The 20175-nt window shown below is 59.8% G+C and carries 17 protein-coding genes; 14 read left to right on the top strand and 3 right to left on the bottom strand.

What is annotated here, in order from left to right; all coding sequences use genetic code 11:
• Window positions 1-28: 28 nt before the first annotated feature.
• A complete protein-coding gene (locus tag BM416_RS24990; RefSeq protein ID WP_092489818.1) occupies window positions 29-1396 on the bottom strand; it encodes a CYTH domain-containing protein in 1368 nt (455 codons plus the stop codon).
• Window positions 1397-1554: 158 nt separating this feature from the next.
• Here BM416_RS24990 and argE point away from each other — a divergent pair, with 158 nt between their 5' ends.
• From argE to BM416_RS24940, 10 genes are all read left to right on the top strand, one after another.
• The gene (gene argE, locus BM416_RS24985; RefSeq protein ID WP_092489817.1) at window positions 1555-2703 is read left to right on the top strand and encodes an acetylornithine deacetylase; all 1149 of its coding nucleotides are present in this window, start codon (window positions 1555-1557) and stop codon (window positions 2701-2703) included.
• Window positions 2704-2836: 133 nt separating this feature from the next.
• Window positions 2837-4138 (top strand): amino-acid N-acetyltransferase, encoded by a 1302-nt coding sequence (argA, locus tag BM416_RS24980; RefSeq protein ID WP_027608393.1) that lies wholly within the window; start codon window positions 2837-2839, stop codon window positions 4136-4138.
• Window positions 4139-4734: 596 nt separating this feature from the next.
• Window positions 4735-6105, top strand: coding sequence for an OprD family porin (locus BM416_RS24975; RefSeq protein ID WP_092489816.1), 1371 nt, complete (start codon window positions 4735-4737; stop codon window positions 6103-6105).
• 291 nt (window positions 6106-6396) lie between these two features.
• Window positions 6397-7035, top strand: coding sequence for a peroxiredoxin (locus tag BM416_RS24970; protein ID WP_065948768.1), 639 nt, complete (start codon window positions 6397-6399; stop codon window positions 7033-7035).
• A gap of 201 nt (window positions 7036-7236) precedes the next feature.
• Window positions 7237-7830, top strand: a complete 594-nt coding sequence (gene ssuE / locus BM416_RS24965; RefSeq protein ID WP_027608396.1) for an NADPH-dependent FMN reductase — start codon at window positions 7237-7239, stop codon at window positions 7828-7830.
• A 99-nt stretch (window positions 7831-7929) separates the two neighbouring features.
• Complete coding sequence (locus BM416_RS24960; RefSeq protein WP_092489815.1) at window positions 7930-8898, top strand: sulfonate ABC transporter substrate-binding protein; 969 nt, start codon at window positions 7930-7932, stop codon at window positions 8896-8898.
• A 25-nt stretch (window positions 8899-8923) separates the two neighbouring features.
• Window positions 8924-10072: an FMNH2-dependent alkanesulfonate monooxygenase gene (gene ssuD, locus BM416_RS24955; RefSeq protein ID WP_027608398.1), complete on the top strand. Its 1149-nt coding sequence runs from the start codon at window positions 8924-8926 to the stop codon at window positions 10070-10072.
• Between the two features lie 9 nt (window positions 10073-10081).
• A complete protein-coding gene (gene ssuC / locus BM416_RS24950) occupies window positions 10082-10870 on the top strand; it encodes an aliphatic sulfonate ABC transporter permease SsuC (RefSeq protein WP_027608399.1) in 789 nt (262 codons plus the stop codon).
• A complete protein-coding gene (gene ssuB, locus BM416_RS24945) occupies window positions 10867-11673 on the top strand; it encodes an aliphatic sulfonates ABC transporter ATP-binding protein (protein WP_027608400.1) in 807 nt (268 codons plus the stop codon). The genes ssuC and ssuB overlap by 4 nt, the downstream gene beginning before the upstream one ends.
• A gap of 28 nt (window positions 11674-11701) precedes the next feature.
• The gene (locus tag BM416_RS24940) at window positions 11702-11917 is read left to right on the top strand and encodes a TOBE domain-containing protein (protein ID WP_003176783.1); all 216 of its coding nucleotides are present in this window, start codon (window positions 11702-11704) and stop codon (window positions 11915-11917) included.
• Window positions 11918-12038: 121 nt separating this feature from the next.
• Here the strand turns inward: BM416_RS24940 and BM416_RS24935 are convergent, their stop codons facing one another.
• Window positions 12039-12668 carry a TetR/AcrR family transcriptional regulator gene (locus BM416_RS24935; protein ID WP_092489814.1) on the bottom strand — a complete coding sequence of 210 codons (630 nt, stop codon included), beginning with the start codon at window positions 12666-12668 and terminating at the stop codon, window positions 12039-12041.
• 215 nt (window positions 12669-12883) lie between these two features.
• Window positions 12884-14260: a glutamine synthetase family protein gene (locus tag BM416_RS24930; protein ID WP_003213894.1), complete on the bottom strand. Its 1377-nt coding sequence runs from the start codon at window positions 14258-14260 to the stop codon at window positions 12884-12886.
• Window positions 14261-14857: 597 nt separating this feature from the next.
• Here BM416_RS24930 and BM416_RS24920 point away from each other — a divergent pair.
• The 4 genes from BM416_RS24920 (at window position 14858) to BM416_RS24905 (ending at window position 20164) form a co-directional block, all read left to right on the top strand.
• Window positions 14858-16216: a glutamine synthetase family protein gene (locus BM416_RS24920; RefSeq protein ID WP_003176780.1), complete on the top strand. Its 1359-nt coding sequence runs from the start codon at window positions 14858-14860 to the stop codon at window positions 16214-16216.
• 58 nt (window positions 16217-16274) lie between these two features.
• The gene (locus BM416_RS24915; protein ID WP_092489812.1) at window positions 16275-17639 is read left to right on the top strand and encodes an aspartate aminotransferase family protein; all 1365 of its coding nucleotides are present in this window, start codon (window positions 16275-16277) and stop codon (window positions 17637-17639) included.
• 181 nt (window positions 17640-17820) lie between these two features.
• Window positions 17821-18915, top strand: a complete 1095-nt coding sequence (locus tag BM416_RS24910; RefSeq protein ID WP_065948787.1) for a polyamine ABC transporter substrate-binding protein — start codon at window positions 17821-17823, stop codon at window positions 18913-18915.
• 154 nt (window positions 18916-19069) lie between these two features.
• Window positions 19070-20164, top strand: a complete 1095-nt coding sequence (locus BM416_RS24905) for a polyamine ABC transporter substrate-binding protein (protein WP_092489811.1) — start codon at window positions 19070-19072, stop codon at window positions 20162-20164.
• Window positions 20165-20175: the final 11 nt, after the last annotated feature.

Genomic DNA, 20175 nt, shown 5'->3' with positions numbered 1-20175 from the left:
ATCGGGGGCTAGGCCCCCGATGGCGATATTACAGGCGCAGCAGGGTCTTCCAGGCACGGTTCTGATACACCGCAATCGCCTGATGCATGCGCGCATCCAGCGACTCGTCGGTGATCGGCTGGTTGGCCAGTTGCGCCAGCTTGTTCAGCTCGCCGTACAAACGATCCAGTTCCGCAATGTCCACCACGTTACGCGCGTGGTGCAGCCAGGCCTGGATGCGTTCGATGCGCGGCAGTTGCTCGGCCAGGTCTTCCGGTTGCTGCTGGTAGCGCGGCAGTTGCAGGGCGACGGCATCGTCGGCCAGCAGGCGCGGCAGCCAGTTGGTGATTTGCGCGGCGCCCTGGCGGTTGCCGCGCACGTTGCGGTCGGCAGTCCAGGTGCGGGCCATCAGCCAGCGTGACATGTTCAGCGAGAACAAGCCCCAGCGCACGTCATTCAATTCTTCGGCAAACTGCTCGGGTGCGGCTTTGCGGATGTCTTCGTCGTCGTCACCGGCCTGGACCAGCGGGCGCCAGTCTTCCAGCAGTGCATCGAGTGCGCTGCGCAGTTCGCTGGTGGATTGACGCGGTGCGGCCTGGCCGAGGCTGCCGATCAGGGCGCGCAGTTCGCCGAGGTTGTCGACCCAGTCCTGCAGCAGACGCCAGTGGCCATTGAAGCGGTATTGCTCGGCCAGGCGCTGGCTGCTGCCGAGCAGGTGCCACATGATTGCGGCGAAGGCGTCGTCCAGCGGCATTTCGGCGTGGATCTGCGGCGCCGGCAGGCTCAGGGAGTAGCTGCTGGCGTCGTACAGGCGGTAGCCGCGCTCGGCCTTGCTGATGTCACACGGCATCAGCGCGAGGGTGGCGGCCAGTTCGGCGGCCAACTCCAGCAGCGCAGCCGGCTCGCCTTCGCGCAGTTCGAGTTCCAGCTCGCAGATTTCTTCTTTCTGCTTACCCACGACCACATGGCCCAGGTCCAGGGCGGCTTCGATCACCACCTTGGCCTTGCCACGGCCCCAGGCGATTTCGGCGCGCTCGCGCACGAAGTCGGTGGTGAAGATCGGCTTGAGGGTCTTTTTGTCCAGCTCGGCCAGTTGCTCGGGCCAGCAGTCGCCGTCGAGTTTCTTCACGTCGAGCTTGGCCTTGGGCAGGTCCCAGTTGTACTCATTGCGTTCCGACAGGCCGGCGACGCTTTGGCCACGGGTCTTGAGGGTCTGGATAATCTCGTCACCGTCCTTGCGCAGGCGCAGGGCGACTTTGGCCTGGGCCAGGTCACGCTCGGGGGTGTCGAAGTACTGGTTCATCAACTCACGGCGTTCCCAGCCACTTTTGTTGCGTTTTTTCAGTAGCGGGTGCTCACGCAGCGCGGCGAGTGTTTCGCGGCTGACGCGGAGCTTGATTTCGGTTTCTTTCTGCATGGCCGGAAAATCCAGGATCGGGAGCGCAGCCGGGGAAAAGAGTGGCTGCCAAGGTCGTGCAGTGTACAGGACTGAGCCCGGCAACGCGCCGCAACGGTTTATTGTCTCGTGCAGATGCCTCTATAGTGGGGCTCATCCGGGAAGTAGGGAGACCGCGTATGCCGTTACCGTCCATGAAAGAGCAGTTCGCCGCGCTGATTGCCGCGCCTTCGGTGAGTTGCACCCAGGCGTCTCTCGACCAGACCAACCGCCCGGTGATCGATTTGCTCGCCGGTTGGTTGGGCGACCTGGGGTTCTCCATCGACATCCAGCCGGTCAGCCCCGGCAAATTCAACCTGCTGGCCAGCTTTGGCACCGGCCCCGGCGGCCTGGTATTGGCCGGCCATAGCGACACCGTTCCTTATGACGCTGCGTTGTGGAAGACCGATCCGCTCAAGCTGACGGAAGTCGACGGCCGTTGGGTAGGATTGGGCAGTTGCGACATGAAGGGTTTTTTCGCGCTGGCGATTGAAGCGGTGTTGCCGCTGCTGGACCAACCGTTCAAGCAGCCGTTGCTGATCCTCGCCACCTGCGATGAAGAAAGCTCCATGTCCGGTGCCCGGGCATTGGCCGAAGCCGGGCGCCCGCTGGGCCGCGCGGCGGTGATCGGTGAACCGACCGGCCTCAAGCCGATCCGCCTGCACAAAGGCGTGATGATGGAGCGCATCGACATTCTCGGCCAAAGCGGCCATTCGTCGGACCCAAGCCTGGGCCACAGCGCCCTGGAAGCCATGCATGACGCCATCGGCGAGTTGCGCGGCCTGCGCCTGGCCTGGCAGCGCGAGTACCGCAACGCGCAATTCAGCGTGCCGCAACCGACCATGAACTTCGGCTGTATCCATGGTGGCGACAACCCCAACCGCATCTGTGGCCAGTGCTCCCTGGAATTCGACTTGCGGCCCTTGCCGGGCATGGATCCCGAAGTGCTGCGCGCGGCGATCCGGCAAAAGCTCGAACCCCTGGCCGAGCGCCATAAGGTCAAGATCGACTACGCGCCGTTATTCCCCGCAGTGCCGCCGTTCGAGCAGGTCGAAGACGCCGAGTTGGTGCGGGTCGCGGAACGATTGACCGGGCATCGTGCCGAAGCAGTAGCGTTCGGCACCGAAGCGCCTTATCTTCAGCGCCTTGGTTGTGAAACCCTGGTGCTCGGCCCTGGCGATATTGCCTGTGCCCACCAACCGGGCGAGTACCTCGAAATGTCACGCTTGACGCCTACAGTGCGTCTATTGCGGGAACTGATCGAACATTACTGCCTGAAACCTGCGTAAATTAACCCCTGTCCATTCGTACATAAGGAGAGCGAGCGTGTCGCCAAGCCTGTTCCGACGATAACCATCAGCCCGCTGTGCGTTTTCACGACTCATCCTTTTTCGGCTGCTTTTTATTACAGGCCCAGGTTCCATGCCCGACTACGTTAATTGGCTTCGTCACGCTTCGCCCTACATCAACGCCCACCGCGACTGCACCTTTGTGGTCATGCTGCCCGGCGACGGTGTGGATCATCCGAACTTCGGCAATATCGTCCACGACCTGGTGCTGCTCCACAGCCTGGGCGTGCGCCTGGTGCTGGTGCACGGTTCGCGCCCACAGATCGAAGCGCGCCTTGAAGCGCGCGGCCTGGTCCCGACTTACCATGAAGGCATGCGCATCACCGATGCCGCGACGCTGGAGTGTGTGATCGACGCGGTCGGCCACCTGCGTATCGCCATCGAAGCGCGCCTGTCGATGGACATGGCCTCGTCGCCGATGCAGGGCTCGCGCCTGCGGGTGGCCAGCGGCAACCTGGTGACGGCGCGGCCTATCGGTGTGCTTGAAGGCGTGGATTACCACCACACCGGCGAAGTGCGCCGGGTCGATCGCAAGGGCATCAACCGCCTGCTGGATGAGCGCTCCATTGTGCTGCTGTCGCCCCTGGGCTATTCGCCGACGGGGGAGATCTTCAACCTGGCCTGCGAAGACGTCGCCACCCGCGCCGCCATCGATCTGGGGGCGGACAAGCTGCTGCTGTTCGGCGCTGATCTCGGCCTGATCGATGAAAATGGCCGCCTGGTCCGCGAACTGCGCCCGCAACAAGTACCGGCACACCTGCAACGCCTGGGCAGCAGCAACTACCAGTCCGAATTGCTCGATGCGGCTGCCGAGGCCTGTCGTGGCGGGGTAGGGCGCAGCCACATCGTCAGCTACGCCGAAGACGGTGCCTTGCTCACCGAACTGTTCACCCGCGATGGCGGCGGCACGCTGGTGGCTCAGGAGCAATTCGAACGGGTGCGCGAGGCGGCGATTGAAGACGTCGGCGGTTTGCTCGACCTGATCAGCCCCCTGGAAGAACAGGGCATTCTGGTGCGCCGTTCGCGGGAAGTGCTCGAGCGTGAAATCGAACAGTTCAGCGTCGTGGAGCGCGAAGGCATGATCATCGCCTGTGCGGCGTTGTATCAGATCGCCGATTCGGACGCGGGTGAGCTGGCATGCCTGGCGGTGAACCCGGAGTACCGCCACGGCGGGCGGGGTGATGAGCTGCTGGAGCGTATCGAAACCCGGGCCCGGGCCCAGGGGTTGAAGACGCTGTTCGTACTTACCACGCGGACTGCCCACTGGTTCCGTGAGCGCGGCTTTGTGCCGAGCAGCGTGGATCGCCTGCCATCGGCACGGGCCTCGCTGTACAACTACCAGCGTAACTCGAAGATTTTCGAGAAGGCCTTGTAGAACCCTACCCCCAAGTCACCCGGCAGGCTCGTGTAAGAGCCTGCCGTCACGCACGACTAAAGTTTAAGCATTCTTGATCTGACGCCGATAACAGGTATGCGGCTATGGATAGAGTGTGGACGCTCGCTAATACCTGAATCGTCGAATGGGCGGCTTGGACAGCAAAAGAAACGATTAGTGACACAAAAACTGTAACAAATTGACGGGAGGATGTGCCTTTGGCCATGATGGCGTCGCCTTTTTGATCGTGGGTGACGTATGCAACTGCGCGACCACACTAATCGATCTAAAAAAGCGCTAACAAATACCCTTTAGGAATTAGCTTAAGTGGCGGGTGGTCTATGCTGGCCTGTCCGCGTCACGGAAAGTCTTATTCCCGAATCGTATGAAAAAGAATGAAATAATTCTTTTTGGGTGTATGAAAAACTCATTACCCTGCAGGGACCAAATCAACGGTGGTTAGACGAAGGTAGTAGACACACAAGGTTACGATTGACTTGTCAGTCACTATCCGGTGCTAATCGCGCATCTGTGGATCGAGGGCGTCAGACCCGAGACCAAAGAAATACAAAAATTAGAAACGAGAGGAGCGGTACATGAAGAAGTCCACCTTGGCACTGTCTGTAGCTTTGGGCGTAATCGCTCAGCAAGCAGGCGCTGCCGGTTTCATCGAAGACAGCCACGCCACACTGAGTGCGCGTAACTTTTACATCAACACCGATAACCGTGATGGCCACCCATCGTCGTCCTCGAACACCCGCAGCAAGAACGCTGAATGGGGCCAAGGCTTCGACCTGCGTTTCATCTCGGGTTACACCCAAGGTACCGTTCAGTTCGGTGTTGATGCGATCGGCCTGTACGGCGTGCGCCTGGATTCGAGCCGTGCTGAACACGGTAACTACAACGGCACCGCATCTGGCGGTACTGTGTTCCCGAGCGATGGCAACACGGCTGTTAACGATTTCGCCAGCCTGGGCGTGACCGGCAAGGTCAAAATCTCCCAAACCGAACTGAAGCTGGGCACCCTGCAGCCTAAGTTGCCGGTTATCGTGACCAACGATGGCCGTCTGTTGCCGCAGACCTTCCAAGGTGGCCAGATCACTACCAACGACATCAAGGATTTGACCTTGGTTGCTGGTCAGGTGGAAAAGGCCAAGGGTCGTAACTCCAGCAACAACGAAAACCTGTCGATTGGTGGTGCCAACGGTAGCTCCAACTACAACACAGGCACTTTCGTTAACAAGTTCTACTATGCGGGTGGTGACTACAAACTCACCAAAGACCTGACCGCCCAGTACTACTACGGCAACCTGGAAGACTTCTACAAGCAGCACTTCCTGGGCCTGACTCACAACTGGGCAATCGGCCCGGGCGTTTTGAAGTCTGACCTGCGTTATTTCAACAGCTCCGACGATGGTAAAAACGGTAACACCCCTGCTTACTACAGCAGCGGTAACTACAACGGTTTCAGCGGCGGCAAGGGTAAGGTTGATAACAACCTGTACAGCGGCCTGTTCCTGTACACCGTTGCCGGCCACACCTTCGGTGGTGGTTACCAGGTCAGCAACGGCAGCAGCGACTTCCCTTGGTTGAACCAGGGCGACGGTTCGTCGGCTTACCTGACGACTGACATGCAGATCCAGAAATTTGCCCGCGCCGGCGAGCGTACCTGGCAAGCTCGCTACGCTTACGACTTCGCTAAAGTCGGCGTACCTGGCCTGACTGCTGGTGTCGTTTACCTCAAGGGTAGCGACATCGACACCGTTGGCACCAACGCTGGTCGTACTGAAATCACCGGTCAATCCGAGTGGGAACGTGACATCACCGTTGCTTACGTGATTCCAGAAGGCCCGCTGAAAAACCTTGGCGTTGCCTGGAAAAACGCTATGTGGCGCACCGACCTGGCGAACACCCGTTCCCAGGACGAAAACCGCCTGATCGTCAGCTACTCGCTGCCACTGTTCTAGTCGCGTGAAGCTGTTGTAAGACCGTAAAACCTTGCCCGGCGCACGCCGGGCAAGGTGTCTTGCTTTTCAAGTCGGGCTAAACCCCCGCAAGCCCTTCCTGAACCCCTCTTTGTACAGCGTCTCAAGGCCTTCTCGAACCTTGGAAACGATGTTGCGCTTCGCCCTTTCCCGCGTCCAATGAACAGATTTTTAATATTCCTTTATCGTCTAGATAAATCGATATTTATTCTTTTTAAATAATCCGTAATCCATGCACAGTGGGCTCCATAAGCACTCACCAGGAGCCACACCATGAGCCTAAGACTGGGCGATATCGCCCCCGACTTCGAACAGGATTCCAGCGCCGGAAAGATTCGTTTCCACGAATGGCTGGGCGACAGCTGGGGTGTGTTGTTTTCCCACCCGGCGGACTTTACCCCGGTGTGCACCACGGAGCTGGGCTTCACCGCCAAGCTCAAGGACGAGTTCGCCAAGCGCGGCGTCAAGGCCATCGCCCTGTCGGTGGACCCGGTGGACTCGCACCACAAGTGGATCGAAGACATCAACGAAACCCAGGCCACCGTCGTCAACTTCCCGATCCTGGCTGACGCGGACCGCAAGGTTTCGGACCTCTACGACCTGATCCACCCGAACGCCAGTGACACCCTCACCGTGCGTTCCTTGTTCGTGATCGACCCGCACAAGAAGATCCGCCTGACCATCACCTACCCGGCCAGCACCGGCCGTAACTTCCACGAAATCCTGCGGGTCATCGACTCGCTGCAACTGACTGACAACTACAAAGTCGCCACCCCCGCCAACTGGCAGGACGGTGATGAAGTGGTGATCGTGCCGTCGCTCAAGGATGAGGAAGAGATCAAGAAGCGCTTTCCGAAGGGTTATCGGGCGGTGAAGCCCTACCTGCGGCTTACTCCACAACCCAATCGTTGAAACTGAATCACAGCAAGGGTTTTCAGGCCGTTTCTACGGCCTTTTTTTTCGCCTGGAGACCTACAAATCTCATATGCATTTAAAGAATAAACAAATGAAAAAATAAGATTTATAGATATATGAATCTGCTGATAAGGTCTGTTCCATCTTGGCGCCATCGCTACACAGCGAACCGCCGGCACTTGCTCAAGGAATTCCTGCATGTTGGTCGTAACACTTGGAGGCAGTCCCAGCCAGCGTTCCCGCTCCGGGGTCTTGCTGGAAAAAACCCGTCAGTGGTTGCAAGACAAAGGCGTTGAAGTGGTGAGTTACCAGATACGGGACTTCCCGGCTGAAGACTTGCTGCATGCACGCTTCGATAGCCCCAAGGTCATCGACCTGCTGCAACAGGTGGCTAACGCGGATGGCCTGGTGATCGCCACGCCGGTGTACAAGGCGTCGTTCTCCGGGGCGTTGAAAACCGTGCTCGACCTGCTGCCCGAGCGCGCCCTGGCCCACAAGGTTGTGTTGCCGATGGCGACCGGCGGCAGCATCGCCCACATGCTGGCGGTGGATTACGCCCTGAAGCCGGTATTGTCGGCCCTCAAAGCCCAGGAGCTGCTCCACGGCATTTTTGCCGAAGACAGCCAGATCGCCTACGGCGAAGGCAGTGCCCAGGCACAACTGGTACCGGTCCTCGAACACCGTTTGCACGAGGCCCTGGAGACGCTTTACGGCGCCATGGCCCGTCGTCCGAAACCGTTGGACCCGCATGTGTTGAATGAACGTTTGTTGAGTGCTCGCTGGAGCATTTAAGTCAGCCTCACCGCTATATAGATGTACTCACCTTACTCAGCCGCCAACGGCCAAGCAGGTGCAGCCAACCCCCTCATCGCACTATTTGGAGAGAGCGCCATGCGCACTGTCATCTTGCGTCGTGGTCTGGTCGCACTGTTTGCTGCGGCTGTGTCCTTCGGCGCCATTGTTCAGGCTCAAGCCGCCGAGACCCTGCGGATCGGTTACCAGAAATACGGCACCCTGGTGCTGCTCAAGGCCAAGGGCACCCTGGAAAAACGCCTGGCGGCCCAAGGCGTCAACGTCCAATGGACCGAGTTTCCCGGCGGTCCGCAATTGCTCGAAGGCCTGAACGTGGGTTCCATCGACTTCGGTGTCACCGGCGAAACCCCGCCGGTCTTCGCCCAGGCCGCCGGTGCCGACCTGCTCTACGTGGCCTACGAGCCGCCAGCGCCAACCAGTGAAGCGATCCTGGTGCCGAAAGACTCGACGATCAAATCGGTGGCCGAGCTCAAGGGCAAGAAAGTCGTGCTCAACAAAGGCTCCAACGTGCACTACCTGTTGGTGCGTGCCCTGGAAGACGCCGGCCTGAAATACACCGATGTGCAGACCGTGTTCCTGCCGCCCGCCGATGCCCGTGCCGCCTTCGAGCGTGGCAGCGTGGATGCGTGGGTGATCTGGGACCCTTACCAGGCCGCCGCCGAGAAGCAACTGCAAGCGCGCACCCTGCGTGACGGCACCGGCATCGCCGACAACCACCAGTTCTACCTGGCCACCAAGCCGTACGCCGAAAAACACCCTGAAGTGGTCAAGGCGCTGATCGAAGAAGTGCGCGCGGTGGGCGAGTGGTCCAAGGCCAACCCCCAGGAAGTGACCGAACAGGTCGCGCCGCTGCTGGGCCTGCCGGCAGACATCACCCTGACCTCGGTAAAACGCCAGGGCTACGGCGCGCTGTTCCTGACCCCGGAAGTGGTGGCGGCCCAGCAGAAAATCGCCGACAGCTTCTACCAACTCAAATTGATCCCCAAGCCCTTGAACATCAAGGACGTGATCTGGACGCCACCGGCTGCCGTGGCTAAAGCGCCGTAATCCGATTTCTTCAGGAGACAACTCCATGAGCCTCACTATTTTCTGGTTCCTGCCTACCCACGGCGACGGCCATTACCTTGGCACCGCCGAAGGCGCTCGCGCCGTTGATCACGGTTATCTGCAGCAAGTGGCCCAGGCCGCTGACCGCCTGGGATTCGGCGGGGTGCTGATCCCCACCGGTCGTTCCTGCGAAGACTCGTGGTTGGTGGCCGCCTCGCTGATCCCGGTGACCCAGCGTTTGAAATTCCTGGTCGCACTGCGTCCCGGGATCATTTCCCCGACGGTGGCGGCGCGCCAGGCCGCGACCCTGGATCGCCTGTCCGGCGGCCGTGCGTTGTTCAACCTGGTAACCGGTGGTGACCCGGAAGAGTTGGCCGGCGATGGCTTGTTCCTCAGTCATGAAGAGCGCTATCAGGCCTCGGTGGAATTCACCCGCATCTGGCGGCGCGTGCTGGAAGGCGAAACCGTGGATTACGACGGCGAGCACATCAGCGTCAAAGGCGCCAAGTTGCTCTACCCGCCGATCCAGCAACCGCGCCCGCCGCTGTACTTCGGCGGCTCTTCCGAAGCGGCCCAGGACCTCGCCGCCGAACAAGTGGAGATGGTGCTGACCTGGGGCGAGCCACCGGCCGCCGTCGCCGAGAAGATCGAGCAGGTGCGGGCCAAGGCGGCGAAGCTAGGGCGCACCGTGCGCTTCGGCATTCGTCTGCATGTGATCGTGCGCGAAACCAACGAAGAAGCCTGGAAAGCCGCCGACAAACTGATCTCCCATCTGGACGACGACACCATCGCCCGTGCCCAGGCTTCCCTGGCGCGCTTCGATTCTGTCGGCCAGCAGCGCATGGCGGCCTTGCATGGCGGCAACCGCGACAACCTGGAAGTCAGCCCCAACCTGTGGGCCGGCGTCGGCCTGGTGCGTGGCGGTGCGGGCACCGCGCTGGTGGGCGATGGCCCGACGGTTGCCGAGCGGGTCAAGGAGTACGCAGCGCTGGGCATCGACACCTTTATCTTCTCCGGTTATCCACACCTGGAAGAATCGTATCGGGTCGCCGAGCTGCTGTTCCCGCACCTGGATATCGAACGTCCCGAGCTGCCGAAAAGCGCCGGTTACGTAAGCCCGTTCGGCGAAATGGTCGCCAACGACATCCTTCCCAAAGCTGCGTCACAGAGCTGAGGCGGCGCCATGAACCTGGAAAAATTGAGCCATCGCGTGGCGCCCTGGGTGCTGCCGATTCTATTGCTGGCGGTGTGGCAGTTGTCAGTGTCGGCGGGTTGGTTGTCGACACGCATCCTGCCGGCGCCCAGCGCGGTGATTGAGGCTGGGGTCAACCTGGTGCGCAGCGGCGAAATCTGGACGCACCTGGCTATCAGTGGCTGGCGTGCCGGCCTGGGCTTTGTGATCGGTGGCAGCATCGGCCTGGCGCTGGGGTTTATCACCGGCCTGTCGACGTGGGGCGAACGCCTGCTGGACAGCTCGGTGCAGATGATCCGCAACGTGCCGCACCTGGCGCTGATTCCGCTGGTGATCCTGTGGTTCGGCATCGACGAGACCGCGAAGATTTTCCTCGTGGCCCTCGGCACGCTGTTTCCGATCTACCTGAACACCTACCACGGCATCCGCAACGTCGACCCGGCGCTGGTGGAAATGTCGCGCAGCTACGGTTTGTCCGGTTTCAGCCTGTTCTGGCAAGTGATCCTGCCGGGTGCGCTGCCGTCGATCCTGGTGGGCGTGCGCTTTGCCCTGGGCTTTATGTGGCTGACGCTGATCGTGGCGGAAACCATCTCTGCCAGCTCCGGCATTGGTTACCTGGCGATGAACGCCCGCGAATTCCTGCAAACCGATGTGGTGGTATTGGCCATCGTGATGTACGCCATCCTCGGCAAGCTGGCCGACCTGGCCGCTCGCGGTCTGGAGCGTGTATGGCTGCGCTGGCACCCGGCTTACCAAGTGAATAAAGGAGGTGCGGCATGACCGCTCAACAACCTCCGCGCCTGCTGAAGGGGATTCCCCTGGCGGTGCGCAAATTGCGCAAGGCCTTCGGCGCGCGGGAAGTACTCAAGGAAATCGATCTGCACATTCCGGCGGGCCAGTTCGTGGCCGTGGTCGGTCGCAGTGGCTGCGGTAAAAGTACCTTGCTGCGCCTGTTGGCCGGCCTCGATAAAGCCAGCGGCGGCGAGCTGCTGGCCGGTTCGGCGCCGCTGAGCGAGGCGATTGAAGACACGCGCTTGATGTTCCAGGAAGCGCGCCTGCTGCCGTGGAAAAAGATCATCGACAACGTCGGCCTGGGCCTCAAAGGCAACTGGCGCCCTAAAGCCTTGGAAGCCCTGGAAGCGGTCGGCCTGGCCGAGCGTGCCAATGAGTGGCCGGCGGCCTTGTCCGGTGGCCAGAAGCAGCGTGTGGCTCTGGCCCGCGCCTTGATTCACCAGCCGCGCCTGCTGCTGCTCGACGAACCGCTGGGCGCCCTGGACGCCCTGACCCGTATCGAGATGCAGCAACTGATCGAAAACCTCTGGCAAAAACACGGCTTCACCGTGTTGCTGGTAACCCATGACGTCAGCGAAGCCGTGGCCATTGCCGACCGGGTGATCCTGATCGAAGACGGCGAAATCGGCCTCGACCTGATCGTCGATCTGCCGCGCCCACGGGCCCGAGGCTCACATCGCCTGGCCGCACTGGAAGCGCAAGTACTTAACCGTGTGCTGTCGTTGCCCGGCACACCGCCGGAACCCGAACCTGTTTCACCGCTGCCTACGCAATTGCGTTGGGCTCAATAACTCACTTGTCCTACGAAGGAAGTACACCATGACTATTAAAGCCATCAACGTGCGTAACCAGTTCAAAGGCACCATCAAGGAAATCGTCGTCGGCGACGTGCTGTCGGAAATCGACGTGCAGACCGCGTCCGGTATCGTCACTTCCGTGATCACCACCCGCTCGGTCAAAGAGCTGGAGCTGGTGATTGGCAGTGAAGTGATTGCCTTTGTGAAGTCGACTGAGGTGTCGATCGCCAAGTTGTGATTCGCGTCGCTCTTGAGGCCGTCATCGGGGGCAAGCCCCCTCCCACATATTGATCTGTGAACACATTCAAAATGTGGGAGGGGGCTTGCCCCCGATGAGGCCAGTCCGGCCAGTACAAAACTCAGCGCTTGGGCAGATAAGCCGGCAAATACAGCCCCACATACGCATCAAACACCCGCATCCCTTCCTCCGCCATACGCGGCGTAATCAGCCCATGCTGATGCACCGAACGCGCATACACGCGATCACTCAATTCCAACGCCAGCGCAAACACATCCACATCGGTTGGCAAGCTCGGCACTTCAAAGTGGCGGTCGAACACTTCCAGCATCAAATCCCCCAGCTCCAGATCATGCTGGCGGTCCGCCTGGGTCACTTCGGTCAGCCCGTGCTGGGCCAGGATCAACTGGCGCGCGGCGGCGTCGTTGCTGTAGATGGTCAGCATGCGCTGTTCGACGATGTAGGACAGGTCGCGCCAATGCTTGAGTGAATCATGCTCGATGGGCGCCTGGATGGCGCAGCGGAAGGCTGCATGTATATCGGCGGTCAGTGCCTCCAGCAGCGCCGGCACACTGGCGAAAAAGTGATACACCGACGACGGCGGGATCTGCGCGCGCTCGGCCACGCTGTAGATCGACAAACTCGCCACGCCTTCGGCGGCCAGCAAGGTGCGGGCGGCGTCGAGAATCGCGTCGATCCGCGCCTGGCTGCGGGCACGGGGTTTGCGAAGGGTGGCGGGGCGGGTGGGCATGGAAGTCTCCTACAAGGCAGCGGGCATTGTACGCAGAGCCTGGGGATGATCCATACCGCTTGTTGTGGTGAGCGGGCTTGCCCCGCGCTGGGCTGCGAAGCGGCCCCCATAAAAAACGCCGAGTTCCTTCAGAAAGAACTCGGCGTCTGTGTTGGGGGCTGCTACGCAGCCCAGCGCGGGGCAAGCCCGCTCACCACAGTCAATGCAGCCGTCGTTTAGACGGTATGCAGGTACCAGTTGTACTCAAGGTCGGAGATGGAGTGTTCGAACTCTTCCAGCTCACTTTCCTTACAGGCGACGAAGATATCGATGTATTTAGGATCGATGTACTTGGCCATCACCTCGCTGTCGTCCAACTCGCGCAGGGCATCGCGCAGGTTGTTCGGCAGGCTCTGTTCGTTCTGCTCGTAGCTGTTGCCTTCCACGGGGGCGCCCGGTTCGATCTTGTTGGTCAGACCGTGGTGCACGCCTGCCAGGACCGAAGCCATCAGCAGGTAAGGGTTGGCGTCGGCACCGGCCACCCGGTGTTCGATCCGTACGGCGTCGGACGAGCCGGTCGGTACGCGAATCGCCACGGTGCGGTTGTCCAGGCCCCAGCACGGCGAGTTCGGCACGTAGAACTGTGCGCCGAAACGACGGTAGGAGTTGACGTTAGGGCACAGGAACGCCATTTGGGCGGGTAGGGTCTCGAGCACACCGCCGATCGCGTGACGCAATGCGGCGTTCTGCTCGGGATCCTCGCTGGCAAAGATGTTCTTGCCGTCCTTGTCCAGGATCGAGATGTGTACGTGCAAACCATTGCCTGCCTGGCCTGGGTAAGGCTTGGCCATGAAGGTGGTATCCATCTCATGGTCGTAGGCGATGTTCTTGATCAGGCGCTTGAGCAATACCGCGTAGTCGCAGGCCTTGATCGGGTCGGCCACGTGGTGCAGGTTCACTTCGAACTGCGCCGGGGCACTTTCCTTGACGATGGCGTCGGCCGGGATGCCTTGCTCTTTGGCACCTTCCAGGATGTCCTGGAGGCAATCGACGTATTCGTCGAGGTCGTCGATCAGGTAGACCTGTGTCGAGTGCGGGCGTTTGCCGGAGATCGGCGAGCGGGGCGGTTGTGGGCGGCCGTTCACGTTCTCCTGGTCGATCAGGTAGAACTCAAGCTCGAAGGCGGCGCAGATGGTCAGACCGAGGTCGTCAAACTTGCTTACAACTTGGCGGAGCACTTCGCGCGGATCGGCGAAGAAAGGTTCACCTTCAAGTTCGTGCATGGTCATCAGCAGTTGCGCGGTAGGGCGCTTTTGCCAGGGTTCATTGCACAGGGTGTCAGGGATCGGATAACAGATTCGGTCAGCATCACCGATGTCCAGGCCCAGGCCGGTGCTTTCCACCGTCGAGCCATTGATATCCAGGGCAAATAAAGAGGCAGGCAGGTTAATGCCCTTCTCGTAAACCTTGTGGAGGCTGGTGCGTTCGATGCGCTTACCGCGCACCACACCATTCATATCCGCAATTAGAAGGTCTACGTACAGAACCTCAGGATGATCCTTAAGGAACGCGTTCGCTTCGTTAAGCTGAACGGCACGCGGGGGTACCGACATGATGCAACACCTTTGTTGTTAAAAATATCAATCATTGATCTTTTCTGGTTTCAGTCAACCCGAACGGCATGCCGAAGTCAAGCGAGGCCTTTTTTGCCCTAAAAAAGCGCCGTGACCGCACTTTTGGGGCTTTTTGGGGCGGTTTTTTCGGTTTGACCGGCTTGGGACTCGCAGGCTTGAGCGGGCCGTGTTGTATTTTTTACGGGGGTGTTGTGTAAAAAAATGAACAAGGCTAAGCTCGATTCAAACCCATAACAGCAATAATACCGGGGTGCTTCATGTCTCGCCTGCCGCCACTCGGCGTCTCAGCCTGCTTCAGCCAGGCTTTGTCCGCAGTCCGTTCGTCCCGCGTGAATGCCCACGCACCGGCCAATATTCTTGACGGCCTATCCGCTCTCTTCTTTGCCTCCTCGACTGCCACTGACCGGCTGCCATCCGCGCGGCCGCTCATGATTCTGCACGACTTTGGCTTGAGGAATGCAACGCTGCAGCAAATGGCAGGTAAGCTCCTACCCTGAACGAAAAAACGACGCGGATGCTGCGTCAACCAACGCCTGGCCTTTAATGGATGCCAGGAAACCCAGCCCAGAGGCATTTATGAGTAACAACCTCGACCAGCTCACCGATTGGTTGAAAGACCACAAGATCACAGAAGTCGAATGCATGATTGGCGACCTGACCGGTATCACCCGGGGCAAGATCTCGCCGACCAACAAGTTCATCGCCGAAAAAGGCATGCGCCTGCCCGAGAGCGTTCTGTTGCAGACCGTGACCGGCGACTATGTCGAAGACGACATCTATTACGAATTGCTCGACCCGGCAGACATCGACATGATCTGCCGCCCCGACCAGAACGCGGTGTTCCTGGTGCCCTGGGCCATCGAGCCGACCGCCCAGGTGATCCACGACACCTACGACAAGCAAGGCAACCCGATCGAGCTGTCGCCGCGCAACGTGCTCAAGAAAGTCCTCAAGCTCTACGCCGACAAAGGCTGGCAGCCCATCGTGGCGCCGGAGATGGAGTTCTACCTGACCAAACGCTGCGAAGACCCGGACTTCCCGCTGCAACCGCCGATCGGTCGGTCCGGGCGCCCGGAGACCGGCCGCCAATCCTTCTCTATAGAAGCCGCCAACGAATTCGACCCGCTGTTCGAAGACGTCTACGACTGGTGCGAGTTGCAGGAGCTGGACCTCGACACACTGATCCATGAAGACGGCACGGCCCAGATGGAAATCAACTTCCGTCACGGCGATGCCCTGTCCCTGGCCGACCAGATCCTGGTGTTCAAGCGCACCATGCGTGAAGCCGCGCTCAAGCACGACGTGGCGGCCACCTTCATGGCCAAGCCGATGACCGGCGAGCCCGGCAGCGCCATGCACCTGCACCAGAGCATCATCGACATCGCCACCGGCAAGAACGTCTTCTCCAATGAAGACGGGACCATGAGTCAGCTGTTCCTCAACCACATTGGCGGCCTGCAGAAGTTCATCCCTGAATTGCTGCCGCTGTTTGCCCCCAACGTGAACTCGTTCCGCCGCTTCCTGCCCGACACCTCGGCGCCGGTGAACGTGGAGTGGGGCGAAGAAAACCGCACCGTCGGCCTGCGCGTACCGGATGCCGGCCCGCAGAACCGCCGCGTGGAAAACCGCCTGCCGGGCGCCGACGCCAACCCGTACCTGGCGATTGCCGCCAGCCTGCTGTGTGGCTACATCGGCATGGTCGAAGGCCATAACCCCAGCGCCCCGGTAGTGGGTCGTGGTTATGAGCGCCGCAACCTGCGCCTGCCGTTGACCATCGAAGACGCCCTGGAGCGTATGGAAAACAGCAAGACCATCGAGAAATACCTGGGTCAGAAATTCATCACAGGCTACGTCGCGGTCAAGCGGGCCGAGCATGAAAACTTCAAGCGCGTGATCAGTTCGTGGGAGCGGGAATTCCTGCTCTTCGCCGTCTGATGCACCGGGCGCACGGGGCAACCCGCGCGCCCCTCACTGAAAAGTCTAGGAGATTGGTATGTCCAGCAACAACCCGCAAACCCGCGAATGGCAAGCCTTGAGCAATGATCACCACCTGGCGCCGTTCAGCGACTTCAAGCAATTGAAAGAGAAAGGCCCACGGATCATCACCAAAGCCCACGGCGTTTACCTGTGGGACAGCGAAGGCAACAAGATCCTCGACGGCATGGCCGGCCTGTGGTGCGTGGCGATCGGTTACGGTCGCGATGAACTGGCCGACGCCGCCGCCAGGCAAATGAAAGAACTGCCGTACTACAACCTGTTCTTCCAGACCGCTCACCCACCTGTACTGGAGTTGGCCAAGGCGATTTCCGACATCGCGCCTGCCGGCATGAACCATGTGTTCTTCACCGGTTCCGGCTCCGAAGGCAACGACACCATGTTGCGCATGGTCCGCCACTATTGGGCGATCAAGGGCCAGCCGAACAAGAAAACCATCATCAGCCGCAAGAATGGCTACCACGGCTCCACCGTGGCTGGCGCCAGCCTGGGCGGCATGACCTATATGCATGAGCAGGGCGACTTGCCGATCCCGGGCATCGTCCATATCGCCCAGCCGTACTGGTTCGGCGAAGGCGGCGACATGAGCCCCGAAGAGTTCGGGGTCTGGGCCGCCAACCAATTGGAAGAGAAGATCCTCGAGCTGGGCGTGGACAACGTCGGTGCCTTTATTGCCGAGCCGATCCAGGGCGCCGGTGGCGTGATCGTGCCGCCGGACAGCTACTGGCCGCGCATCAAGGAAATCCTCGCCAAGTACGACATCCTGTTTGTGGCCGACGAAGTGATCTGCGGTTTCGGCCGTACCGGTGAGTGGTTCGGTAGCGATTTCTACGACCTCAAGCCCCATATGATGACCATCGCCAAGGGCCTGACCTCGGGCTACATCCCCATGGGTGGCCTGATCGTGCGCGACGACGTGGTGGCCGTGCTCAACGAAGGCGGTGATTTCAACCACGGTTTCACCTACTCCGGTCACCCGGTGGCTGCGGCCGTGGCCCTGGAAAACATCCGCATCATGCGCGATGAAAAAATCGTTAACCGCGTCCACGACGAAACGGCACCGTATTTGCAGAAACGTCTGCGGGAGCTGGCGGATCACCCGTTGGTGGGTGAAGTGCGCGGTGTCGGCATGCTCGGTGCAATTGAGCTGGTTCAGGACAAGGCGACGCGCAAGCGTTACGAGGGCCGGGGCGTAGGCATGATCTGCCGAACCTTCTGCTTCGAGAATGGCCTGATCATGCGCGCCGTGGGCGACACCATGATCATTTCGCCGCCTCTGGTGATCAGCAAGGCTGAAATCGACGAGCTGGTGACCAAGGCTCGTCAGTGCCTGGACCTGACTTTGGCGGCATTGCAGGGCTAAGTGCTAGGCTCAGTGCGCAGCGCACCGGGCAGTTATAAATGCAGGGGCTTTGGTTGAAAGCCGGCCCCTGAACTTGCCAGACTGTCGCCCTGTTTTGTTGCCCTCTGGAAGGGTCGCTGAACATACAAGAACGTGGCCCAAAAAAGAAAAATTGGAGCATCACCAAATGAAGGCATTAGGTTTGAAGAACGCTGGCAAGACCCTCCTCGCCTTGTCCCTGATGGGCGCAATGGCGGGCGCGGTCCAGGCCGACGATAAAGTGCTGCACGTCTACAACTGGTCCGACTACATTGCACCGGACACCATCGCCAACTTTGAAAAAGAGTCGGGCATTAAAGTGGTGTACGACGTTTTTGACAGCAACGAGACACTCGAAGCCAAGTTGCTGGCAGGCAAGTCCGGCTACGACATCGTCGTACCGTCGAACAACTTCCTCGCCAAGCAGATCAAGGCCGGTGTCTATCAGGAGCTGGACAAGTCCAAGCTGCCCAACTACGGCAACCTGAACACCTCCCTGCTTAAAGCCGTGTCGGTCAGCGACCCGGACAACAAGCACGCTTTCCCGTACATGTGGGGTTCGATCGGCATCGGCTACAACCCGGACAAGGTCAAGGCCGCGCTGGGCGTGGACAAGATCGATTCGTGGGACGTGCTGCTCAAGCCTGAAAACATCGCCAAGCTCAAAAGCTGCGGCGTGAGCTTCCTCGACTCGCCGACCGAAATGCTGCCGATCGCGCTGCATTACCTGGGCCTGCCAACCGACAGCCAGAAGAAGGCCGACCTCAAGCAAGCCGAAGACCTGTTCCTGAAAATCCGTCCTTCGATTGGCTACTTCCACTCGTCCAAGTACATCTCCGACCTGGCCAACGGCAACATCTGCGTAGCCGTGGGTTACTCGGGTGATATCCAGCAGGCCAAGTCCCGCGCGGCTGAAGCCGGTGGCAAGGTCAAGGTGGCCTACGACATTCCGAAAGAAGGTGCCGGTAGCTTCTTCGACATGGTCGCCATCCCTAAAGATGCCGAAAATGTCGATGCCGCTTACAAGTTCATGAACTACCTGCTCAAGCCGGAAGTCATGGCTTCGATCACCAACAGCGTGCGTTTCCCGAACGGTAACGAGAAGGCCACCGCACTGGTCGACAAAGACATCACCAATGACCCGGGCATCTACCCGCCAGCGGATGTGCAAGCCAAGCTCTACGCCATTGCGGACTTGCCGGCTGCCACCCAGCGTGAAATGACACGCAGCTGGACCAAGATCAAATCCGGTAAATAAACCGGCCTTCATTAACCACCGCGCGCCCCGTGGTGGTTAATGAAACAAATAAATGACAGAAAGTTTTGCCGGATCGGTTTATCGAGGGTAAGTTGCGCGCCGGTTTTGTTGCCGGGCAACAACTTTGGGCCCAACTATTTAAGAGGACCTCCACTTGCCAATTTCTTTGTTTCGCCAAGCCTTGCTGGTAGGTGCAGGTCTCGCGCTGGCTGTCAGCGTGCAGGCCGCACCGACCGTGCATATTTATAACTGGTCGGATTACATCGGTCCCGACACCCTGGCCAACTTCGAAAAGGCCACCGGCATCAAACCCGTGTATGACGTGTTTGATTCCAACGAAACCCTGGAAGGCAAGTTACTGGCCGGGCGTACCGGCTATGACGTGGTAGTGCCGTCCAACCACTTCCTTGGCAAGCAGATCAAGGCCGGGGCGTTCCAGAAACTCGATAAGTCGCTGCTGACTCATTACGCCAACCTGGACCCTGTGCTGCTCAAGCGCCTGGAGAAGAACGACCCGGGCAACCAGTACGCCATGCCGTACCTGTGGGGTACCAACGGCATCGGTTACAACGTCGACAAAGTGAAGGAAGTGCTGGGTGTCGACAAGATCGACTCCTGGGCCGTGCTGTTCGAACCGGAAAACATGAAGAAACTGGCCACCTGCGGTGTGTCGTTCATGGACTCGGCGGATGAAATGCTGCCGGCGGTGCTCAACTACATGGGCCTGGACCCTAACAGCACCAACCCTGAAGACTATAAGAAGGCCGAAGAAAAGCTGCTCAAAGTGCGGCCCTACGTGACCTACTTCCATTCTTCCAAATACATCTCGGACCTGGCCAACGGCAACATCTGCGTGGCCGCCGGGTTCTCCGGCGATGTGTTCCAGGCCAAGGCTCGCGCAAGCGAAGCGGGCAAAGGCGTGAACATCGCCTACGCAATTCCGAAGGAAGGCGGCAACCTGTGGTTTGACGTGCTGGCGATCCCCAAGGACGCCACCAACATCAAGGAAGCCCACGCCTTCATCAACTATTTACTGCAATCTGAGGTGATCGCCCAGGTCAGTGACACCGTCGGTTACGCCAACCCTAACCCAGGGGCGGACAAACTGATGGAGCAATCGATACGCACCGACGAAGCGGTTTACCCACCGCAGGCGGTTCTCGACCGGACATTCGTCAACTTCGAGCTACCCCCGAAAGTGCAACGTTTAATGACCCGTAGCTGGACCAAGGTCAAGACGGGCAAGTAAGGCTCAAACTA

Source organism: Pseudomonas sp. NFACC42-2 (genome assembly GCF_900116055.1).
GTDB classification, from domain to species: Bacteria; Pseudomonadota; Gammaproteobacteria; order Pseudomonadales; family Pseudomonadaceae; genus Aquipseudomonas; species Aquipseudomonas marginalis.
This window is presented reverse-complemented; position numbering and strand designations above follow the sequence as displayed.